General features: G+C 71.9%; 7 protein-coding genes. All 7 read right to left on the bottom strand.

All coding sequences use genetic code 11. The features are described from left to right. Positions 1–170: 170 nt before the first annotated feature. The 7 genes from ACFYPC_RS36950 to ACFYPC_RS36920 all read right to left on the bottom strand — a co-directional run bounded on the left by ACFYPC_RS36950 (position 171) and on the right by ACFYPC_RS36920 (position 7,968). Positions 171–410, bottom strand: a complete 240-nt coding sequence (locus ACFYPC_RS36950; protein ID WP_391891727.1) for an acyl-CoA carboxylase subunit epsilon — start codon at positions 408–410, stop codon at positions 171–173. Positions 411–438: 28 nt separating this feature from the next. Then, positions 439–2,007, bottom strand: a complete 1,569-nt coding sequence (locus tag ACFYPC_RS36945; protein ID WP_391891726.1) for an acyl-CoA carboxylase subunit beta — start codon at positions 2,005–2,007, stop codon at positions 439–441. 48 nt (positions 2,008–2,055) lie between these two features. Then, complete coding sequence (locus ACFYPC_RS36940) at positions 2,056–2,400, bottom strand: acyl carrier protein (RefSeq protein WP_391891725.1); 345 nt, start codon at positions 2,398–2,400, stop codon at positions 2,056–2,058. A 40-nt stretch (positions 2,401–2,440) separates the two neighbouring features. Beyond that, on the bottom strand, positions 2,441–3,739 hold the full coding sequence (locus ACFYPC_RS36935) for an MFS transporter (protein ID WP_391891724.1): 1,299 nt from the start codon (positions 3,737–3,739) through the stop codon (positions 2,441–2,443). A gap of 60 nt (positions 3,740–3,799) precedes the next feature. After that, positions 3,800–4,669 carry an alpha/beta hydrolase gene (locus ACFYPC_RS36930; protein ID WP_391891728.1) on the bottom strand — a complete coding sequence of 290 codons (870 nt, stop codon included), beginning with the start codon at positions 4,667–4,669 and terminating at the stop codon, positions 3,800–3,802. A 223-nt stretch (positions 4,670–4,892) separates the two neighbouring features. Then, complete coding sequence (locus ACFYPC_RS36925) at positions 4,893–6,365, bottom strand: FAD-dependent monooxygenase (RefSeq protein ID WP_391891723.1); 1,473 nt, start codon at positions 6,363–6,365, stop codon at positions 4,893–4,895. A gap of 34 nt (positions 6,366–6,399) precedes the next feature. Further along, the gene (locus ACFYPC_RS36920) at positions 6,400–7,968 is read right to left on the bottom strand and encodes an FAD-dependent monooxygenase (protein ID WP_391891722.1); all 1,569 of its coding nucleotides are present in this window, start codon (positions 7,966–7,968) and stop codon (positions 6,400–6,402) included. Positions 7,969–8,064: the final 96 nt, after the last annotated feature.

The raw sequence follows: 8,064 nt of genomic DNA, 5'->3' as shown, positions 1-8,064 counted from the left end.
CCACCGACGCCCGCAACTACCTCCACAACGCCCTCTCCACCAACAGCCGCACCACCCTCAACCACACCAAAACCCACGCCGAAAACACCCACTGAACCCACTGACACAAATCGACGGAGGAGGGGCCGGGGATTTCCCCGGCCCCTCCTCCGTCGTGACGCACCGGCCGTTCAGGCGGCGCGCGGGGTCGGCCGTTCGGCGTTCCGCCAGGTGCGGGGCCCGTCGAATCCGGCGACGCGCTCCGGCCGGCGCCAGAGCGCGACGGCCTGCTGACGTCGCGCCAGGTCGTCCGGGACGGCACCCGCCCCCGCGGCTCGCACCATCAGGACCACGGTCAGTGCCGCGAGTTCCTCCGGGGAGACGCTTCCCTGGACGACACGCACCAGCTGCTCGATCTGTGGGTCCGTCATGTCTGCTTCTCCATGGCTGGTTTCGGGCTCACTGTGGCGGGTTGCCGTGCTTGCGGCGCGGCAGGTCGGCGTGTTTGGCGATCAGCATCGACAAGGAGCGGGCCAGGACGGCCCGGGTGTCCTCGGGGGCGATGACATCGTCGAGAAGGCCGCGCTCGGCGGCGTAGTACGGGTGGACGAGTTCCCGCTTGTACTGGTCGATCTTCTCCTGGCGCATGGCATCCGCGTCGTCGGCCGCGGCGATCTCGCGGCGGAAGACCACGTTGGCGGCTCCCTCCGCCCCCATCACCGCGATCTCGTTGGTCGGCCAGGCCAGCGCGATGTCCGCCCCGATGGAGCGCGAGTCCATCACGATGTAAGCGCCGCCGTACGCCTTGCGCAGCACGACCGAGACCCTGGGGACGGTCGCGTTGCAGTACGCGTACAGCAGTTTGGCACCGCGCCGGATGATGCCCTCGTGCTCCTGGTCGACACCCGGCAGGAAGCCCGGCACGTCCACGAGGGTGACCAGGGGGATGTTGAACGCGTCGCAGAACTGCACGAAGCGCGCGCCCTTCTCGCTCGCCTTGATGTCCAGGACGCCCGCCATCGCCACGGGCTGGTTGGCCACGACGCCGACGGTGTGGCCGTCGACGCGGGCCAGCCCGCAGACGATGTTCTGCGCCCAGGCCGCGTGCACCTCCATGAAGTCGCCGTCGTCGACGATCTCCTCGATCACCGCCCTCATGTCGTAGGAGCGGTTGCCGTCGAAGGGGACCAGGTCCGCGAGCGCGTCTCCCGGACGGTCGGCGGGGTCGGAGGTGTTGACGGCGGGCGGCAGTTCACGGTTGTTGGAGGGCAGCAGCGAAAGGAGATGGCGGACGTCGGCCAGGCAGCTCTCCTCGTCGTCGTGCACGAAGTGCGCGACGCCGGACGTCTCGGCGTGTACGTCGGCGCCGCCGAGGCCGTTCTGGGTGATCTCCTCGCCCGTCACCGCCTTGACGACGTCCGGGCCGGTGATGAACATCTGGGAGATGTCACGGACCATGAACACGAAGTCGGTGAGGGCGGGGCTGTAGGCCGCGCCGCCCGCGCAGGGGCCGAGCATCACGCTGATCTGCGGGATGACACCGGAGGCGCGGGTGTTGCGCTGGAAGATGCCGCCGTACCCGGCGAGCGCGGACACGCCCTCCTGGATACGGGCTCCCGCACCGTCATTGAGGGAGACCAGCGGCGCCCCGGCCGCGATGGCCATGTCCATGATCTTGTGAATCTTGGCGGCGTGGGCCTCGCCCAGCGCACCGCCGAAGACGCGGAAGTCATGGGCGTAGACGAAGACCGTACGGCCCTCGACGGTGCCCCAGCCGGTGACGACACCGTCGCCATAGGGCTTCTTGTTCTCCAGTCCGAACCCGGTGGCCCGATGCCGGCGCAGTGCCTCCACCTCGGAGAAGCTGCCCTTGTCCAGCAGCAGCGCGATGCGTTCGTGGGCGGTCAGTTTGCCCTTGCCGTGCTGGCGTTCGGTGGCCGCGGGGTCTGTGCCGTGCCGGGCCTCGTCCTTGCGGTCCTGGAGTTCGGTGATCCGCGTGGTCAGTGAGTCGGTTGCCGCAGGGGGCATGGGACGTGCTCCTGTCCATGGTCGTCAGTACGTGGATGGTGGCGGCCGTCACGCGGCGCCCGCGGGCCCCGACGGCCCGGGAGCCAGACGCGCGGACAACAGGGCGGCGAGTTCGGCGACACTGCCGTCGAGGAGTGCCTGCGCCGATATCTCGGTGCCCAGGTCCCGGCGGAGTCCGCGGGACAGGCGCAGGGCGTCCAGCCGGTCCAACCCCTGGCTGCGCAGAGGCCGTTCGGATCCGGTGCGGTGGGCGGGGGGCACATGGAGGATCTGGTCGAGGTGGAGGCGTAGGCACTGGACGAGGACGGCGGTGCGGGAGGCCGGGCTCATGGCCCGTAGCTCGGACAGGTCCGGAAACTGCCCGAGCACCGTGGTGGGCGCGATGTCTGTCATGGCGTTCCTTGTCATCGGGGCGGGACGGTCCCGCGGTAGGTCATGGCCGGCCCGCGGCCCGGGAGGGTGAGGGAAGACTGTCGGCGGCCGTACCGGCGGCCGCGGCCGTCCGTCGCCGCCGGTGCCCTCGCAGCCGCTCCACGGACAGGGCCGCGAACGCCGCCGCGAACGAGGCGGCGCCTCCGGCCCACAGCCCGGAGCGGGCGCCGTAGCGGTCCGCGAGCCAGCCGACGAGCAGCGCTCCGAGCGGGGTGAGCCCCTGGAGGATCAGCGTGTAGAGGGCCAGCACCCGGCCCCTGAACCTCGGGTCGCTGCCGAGCTGGACATGGTGGTTGGCGGCCTGGGTGAAGTAGATGGCGACGAATCCGGTCAGGGCGAGCAGCACGGCCGCCGAGGCGTAGTCCGGTGCGAACCCGGACGCAGCCTCCACCAGGCCGAACAGCAGCGCGGAGACCATGACCGTCCGGCCGGCGGGCCTGGAGCTGCGCCCGGTCGCCGCGAACGCGCCGAGCAGTGAGCCCGCCGCGAAGACGGTGGTGAACAGCCCGAACGCCGTCGCGTCCGCGTGGAAGACGGTCCTGGCGAGCAACGGCAGGGTGAGCTGGAAGTTGAACCCGAACAGGCCGACGGCGGCGAGCAGACCCAGTACCAGCATCAGGTCGGGCCGGGTGCGGACGTACCGCAGTCCGTCCACCACGCCGGAGGCGCGCTCCGAACGCCCGGCCCGGATCAATTCCCCCGGCCGCATCAGACGCAGACCCACCAAGGTCCCCAGATAGCTGAGCGCGTTGAGCGCCATGACCGGTCCGGTCTCGACAGCGGAGATGAGCAGACCGGCGACGGCCGGCCCGACGACCCGGGCGATGTTGAAGTACGCGGCGCTCAACGCCGAGGCGTTGGGCAGCAGTTCGGGGCCCACCAGCTCGCTGACGAACGCCATCCGGGCGGGCACCTCGACGGCGTTGACCGTGCCGAGCGCGAGCGCGAACAGGTACAGGTGCCACACCTGCACCACGTCGGCCAGGACGAGCACCGCCAGGGCGAGGGCCAGGACGGCGGAGACGGCGTTGGCGAGGGTGAGCAGCAGCCGCTTGTCATAGCGGTCCGCGAGCCGGCCGCCGTACAGGGTCAGCAGGAGCATCGGGGTGAACTGCAGCGCGGTCAGGGTGCCGAGGGCGGTGGCGGACTCCCCGGTCATGTCCAGGACGAGCCAGTCCTGGGACACGACCATCATCCAGGTGCCTGCCACGGACACCACCTGGCCGGCGGCGAACAGACGGAAGTTCCGTACGGCGAGTGAGCGCAGGGCGCGGGGGCGGGGGCGGGTCTTGTCCATCATGGGTGGAATGCCTCGCCTTCGTGGTCTGCCCGGTCGGGTCGCCGATGCGCTGCTACGTCGTCAGATGCCTGAGTCGGTACGGGCCAGGCACTCCTCGAGGAATGCCAGGGCGCGCAGATGGTAGGAACGTGCGGTCCAGCCGAGGCTGATGTTGTGGCCCGCGCCCGGCTGCCGGTCGACGTTGACGAACGGTGCTTCGGTGAACAGACCGGCGAGCTCCGCGAGGTCCTCGTCGGCGTGCCGCCACCACCACTCGTACTCCGCGAAGGTGAGCCGGACCGGTACCGTCACGCGGGCGGCGGCAGCGGTGAAGCTCTGAGGCCAGCGCGCCGCCTCGGCCACCTCCTGGGCGGGCATGGGGGCGACGAGGGCCGCGGCATCGCGGAAGGTGTTGGGCGGGTAGAAGCGCAGGGCGCCCCAGTTCCGCTTCCACTGGCCGTCCCGGTGGGGATCGCTCCGCCCGTCGGGGGCGACGGCGTAGTCCCGGCCGCAGCCGGAGACGTCCAGTCCGAGCAGACGGGGCGGCGTGGCGTCCCGGCCGTGTTCCGCGGCGTAAGTCAGTGCCAGTTTGCCGCCGAACGAGTGGGCGAGCAGGAACACTCCGGCGCCGGTGTCGATCCGGTCGGCCAGGTGTGTGATCGCGACCCGCAGTGAGGCGGACTGCCCGGACAGGCCCTGGCCGTTCGGCAGGTGCGCGGCGGACAGGCCGTAGCCGGGCCGGTCGATCGCGACGACGTTGTAGCCGAGGCGTGCGCCGAGCGAGAGAAGGGACACATCGGGATGGGCCTGACCGTCGAAGTAGCCGGCGCGCATGCCGCCGCCGTGCACGGCGACGACGGTCGCGCGAGGTGCGCCCTGCGGCTGGGATACGAGGGCGGACAAGCGGCAGGGGCCCGCTTCCAGGACGACCGGTCGCACTCCGGGGGACATCCCCGTCGGAACGAGGGTGGCGGCGGTGACACTCACGGGGTGCCCCGAGGGCCGGCGGACTGGACGGGGCTCATGTTCTCCTCCTGCGACGGGCGGGGAATGACGTCGGACGGACGTGGAGTGCGGATGACGCAGCGACTGTGTGGTCTGCGACGTCGGGCCGGGGGCGGCCGCCGGGCGCCGTCGCCGAGGCCCGGGGCGGCCGCCCCGCAGGTCAGGCAATTCACGCGGGCGGCCCGAACCAGCGGTTGAGCGCCGGGACGAGTCCCGACGGGTCCTTCCCCGCCAGGGCGACGTAACCGTCGGGGCGCACCAGTACGGCCGTGGCTCCCGCGAAGATCTCCGGTTCCTTCGGCACCGCGGTGACCGTGAGCACCCGGTCCTTCCAACCGGCCGCCGCCTCGCGCACCGCGGGGTCGTCTCCCAGGTCCAGGAGGACGCCCCGCGCGGAGTGCAGCAGTTCGGCGGTGCCGACCGGTCCGTCCGCCGTGGTGAGGACGCGCGGGGGCAGTCGGCGGCCGAGCAGCGGGTGGTCGCCGTCACCGACGTCGTAGCGGACGTCGAGGTGGCTGACCACCCCGGCGAGGAACCGCTTGACCGAGTCCAGCCCGATGAGTTCGGCGAACATCGCCCGCAGCGGCTCCGAGTCCTCGCCGCCGAGGAAGACCGTGCCCTGCGCCAGGGTGTTGGTGAGCAGCCGGGCCCCGGCCGCGTGGCGCTCGCTGTGATAGGTGTCGAGCAGGTCTTCCGGGGCGCGGCCCCGGACGACGGCAGCCAGCTTCCAGCCCAGGTTGACGGCGTCCTGGACGCCGGTACTCAGGCCCTGACCGGCGGCCGGCAGGTGGATGTGGGCGGCGTCGCCGGCCAGCAGCACCCGCCCGCGCCGGTACTCACTCGCCTGCCGGGTGGCGTCCGTGAACGAGCTGACCCAGTCGGCGCCACCACCCGAGATGTCCTCGCCGGTCAGCCGCTGCCAGGCCGCCGCCACCTCGGCGAAGTCGGGTACCGCGCTGCGGTCGGTGGGCGGGGCGCCGTGCTCGCAGATGATGATGCGGTCCACACCCGCGGCGAGCGGCGCGGCCATCACCATGCCTGCCGGCACCCGCTCACCGAGGAACCGCGGCGGTATCGCGCAGCCGACGACATCGGCCAGGTACATACCGCGGGTCGCGTCCGTGCCCGGGAAGGAGAAGCCGCCCGCCTTGCGGACCGGGCTCTGTCCGCCGTCGGTACCCACCAAGTAGCGCGCCCGCAGCCGCTGTTCGCCTTCGGGCGTGTCCAGTGTGACGGTGACTCCCGCGCTGTCCTGCGCGAGGCCCTGGAACTCCCAGCCTCGCCGGATGTCGGCGCCCAGTTCCCCGGCCCACTCCTCCAACACCGCCTCGGTCTTGGACTGCGGAATGCCGCGCGCCCCGAAGTGGGCGTCCTCCAGTACGGAGTAGTCGAACTGCACCCCGCCGAAGTGCCCCATGGGGCTGATCTCCAGTCCGCCGAAGCGGGGTACGAGTCCGCGCTGTTCGAAGGACTCCAGGGCGCGGGCGGTGAAGCCGAGGCCGCGGGACTGGCCGGTGGGTCGTTCCAGGCGCTCGGCGACGATGACGTCCGCCCCGCCGAGCCGCAGTTCCCCGGCCAGCATCAGGCCGGTCGGTCCTGCGCCGACAATGATGACGTCCGCGTCGATGACGTCGGCATCCATGGGTATACCTGTGCCTTCCTCGTATCCGGCGCCCTCAGCGGGCGGCGACTGGTACGACGTTTTCGGTGGTGTGCTGCGGGGCGGGGGCGGCGGGCGCGGGGAACCACCGGCGGAGCGCGATGCGCAGCCCGTCGAAGTCGGTGGAGGCGCCGGTGTCGTCCGGGCCGGCGGCCCAGCAGACATGGCCGTCCGGCCGGACCAGGAGCGTGTCCCCGGCGCGCAGCGGCGCGTCGGGCGCGGGGCGTGCGCCGACCAGGTCGACCCGGTGCTCCGACCACGGTCCCCGGTCCGGGCCGGGATCCGCGCCGAGACACAGGAGCAACCCGCGTCCGCCGCGCAGCAGTTCCGCCGTGGTGGTAGTGCCGCCGCCGACGAGTTCGAGCGCGGCGGGCGGCAGGCGGCGACCGAGGAGCGGGTGGCCGCCGTCGGTGTCAGCCACGTCGTAGCGGATGCCGAGCCCGCTGATCATCCCCGCCAGATGGGCCCGTACGCCGTCCAGAGCGATCAGCTCCGCGAGCACAGCGCGTACCGGCTCGGTCTCCGGTCCGCCGAGCAGCAGTTGGGCCTGGGCCCGGATGTTGGCGAGGACGGCGGCGCCGACGGCGTGGCGTTCGGTGTGGTAGCTGTCCAGCAGGCCCTCGGGTGCGTCGCCGCGGACCTCGGCGGCGAGTTTCCAGCCGAGGTTGAACGCGTCCTGCACGCCCAGGTTGAGGGCCTGCCCGCCGCTGGGCATCTGCTGGTGCGCGGCGTCGCCCGCGAAGAGGATCCGGCCGTGCAGGTAGCGGGCGAGCTGCCGGTTGGCGTCGCCGAACGCGTTGACCCACAGCGGTGTGCCGTGGCTGATGTCCTCGCCGGTGACCCGCTGCCAGGCGTCCACGATCTCCGCGAACTCCGGCGCGCCGGAACGCTGTTGGGCCGGACGGCCGAACTCGTGCACCATCACGCGCGTGATCGCGTCCCGGGTGGCGGAGATGGCGAGGCCCTCGGGCAGCCGTTGGAAGCGCCGGTCGGGGGTGTCGATCCCGGAAACGTCCGCGCGCAGCAGTTCGCGCTCGGCGTCGCGGCCGGGAAACTCGGCACCGATCAGGCGCCGTACGGTGCTGTCCTCACCGTCGCAGCCGACGAGATGGCGGGCGGTGATCCGGACCGGGCCACCGGGACCCAGCGCCTCCGCGGTGACGTCGTCGGGTCCCTCGCTCAGCGCGACGAGCTGGTGGCGCCGGAGCAGTACGGCGCCGAGCGCTACCGCCCTCCCCTGGAGGAGTTCCTCCGTCCGCCCTTGCGGGACCTTCCACTGGCCCGGGTGGGAGCTGGGCAGCGTGAGGTCGAGGCCGATGCCTCCGAAGTGGCCCTTCGGATCGCGGGGCACGGTGGTCAGTTCTTCCAGCAGCCCGCGGGAGTCGAAGATCTCCATGGTGCGCGCGTGCAGGGTGGAGGCCCGGGATTCGGTGGTCGGGCCGGGGCGCTGGTCGAGCACGAGCACGTCGGCCCCGCCGGTTCTGAGCTCACAGGCGAGCATCAGGCCGGCGGGGCCGGCGCCGACCACGAGGACGTCGGTGGTGAGGAGGGCGTCCGCGGCGGTGTCCCTGTGGTCCCTTCTCATGTCAGTGGGTGTTTTCGGCGTGGGTTTTGGTGTGGTTGAGGGTGGTGCGGCTGTTGGTGGAGAGGGCGTTGTGGAGGTAGTTGCGGGCGTCGGTGG

The organism is Streptomyces sp. NPDC005808 (genome assembly GCF_042871385.1).
Classification (GTDB): domain Bacteria; phylum Actinomycetota; class Actinomycetes; order Streptomycetales; family Streptomycetaceae; genus Streptomyces.
The sequence above is the reverse complement of the archived record's forward strand: the minus strand, read 5'-3'. Positions and strand labels throughout refer to the sequence as shown.

What these genes read in the sequence shown, in the direction of transcription:
- ACFYPC_RS36945 (WP_391891726.1), bottom strand. Translation starts at nt 2,007, where the DNA reads ATGCCCCCTGCGGCAACCGACTCACTGACCACGCGGATCACCGAACTC.
- ACFYPC_RS36925 (WP_391891723.1), bottom strand. Translation starts at nt 6,365, where the DNA reads ATGGATGCCGACGTCATCGACGCGGACGTCATCATTGTCGGCGCAGGA.
- ACFYPC_RS36940 (WP_391891725.1), bottom strand. Translation starts at nt 2,400, where the DNA reads ATGACAGACATCGCGCCCACCACGGTGCTCGGGCAGTTTCCGGACCTG.
- ACFYPC_RS36950 (WP_391891727.1), bottom strand. Translation starts at nt 410, where the DNA reads ATGACGGACCCACAGATCGAGCAGCTGGTGCGTGTCGTCCAGGGAAGC.
- ACFYPC_RS36930 (WP_391891728.1), bottom strand. Translation starts at nt 4,669, where the DNA reads ATGTCCCCCGGAGTGCGACCGGTCGTCCTGGAAGCGGGCCCCTGCCGC.
- ACFYPC_RS36935 (WP_391891724.1), bottom strand. Translation starts at nt 3,739, where the DNA reads ATGATGGACAAGACCCGCCCCCGCCCCCGCGCCCTGCGCTCACTCGCC.
- ACFYPC_RS36920 (WP_391891722.1), bottom strand. Translation starts at nt 7,968, where the DNA reads ATGAGAAGGGACCACAGGGACACCGCCGCGGACGCCCTCCTCACCACC.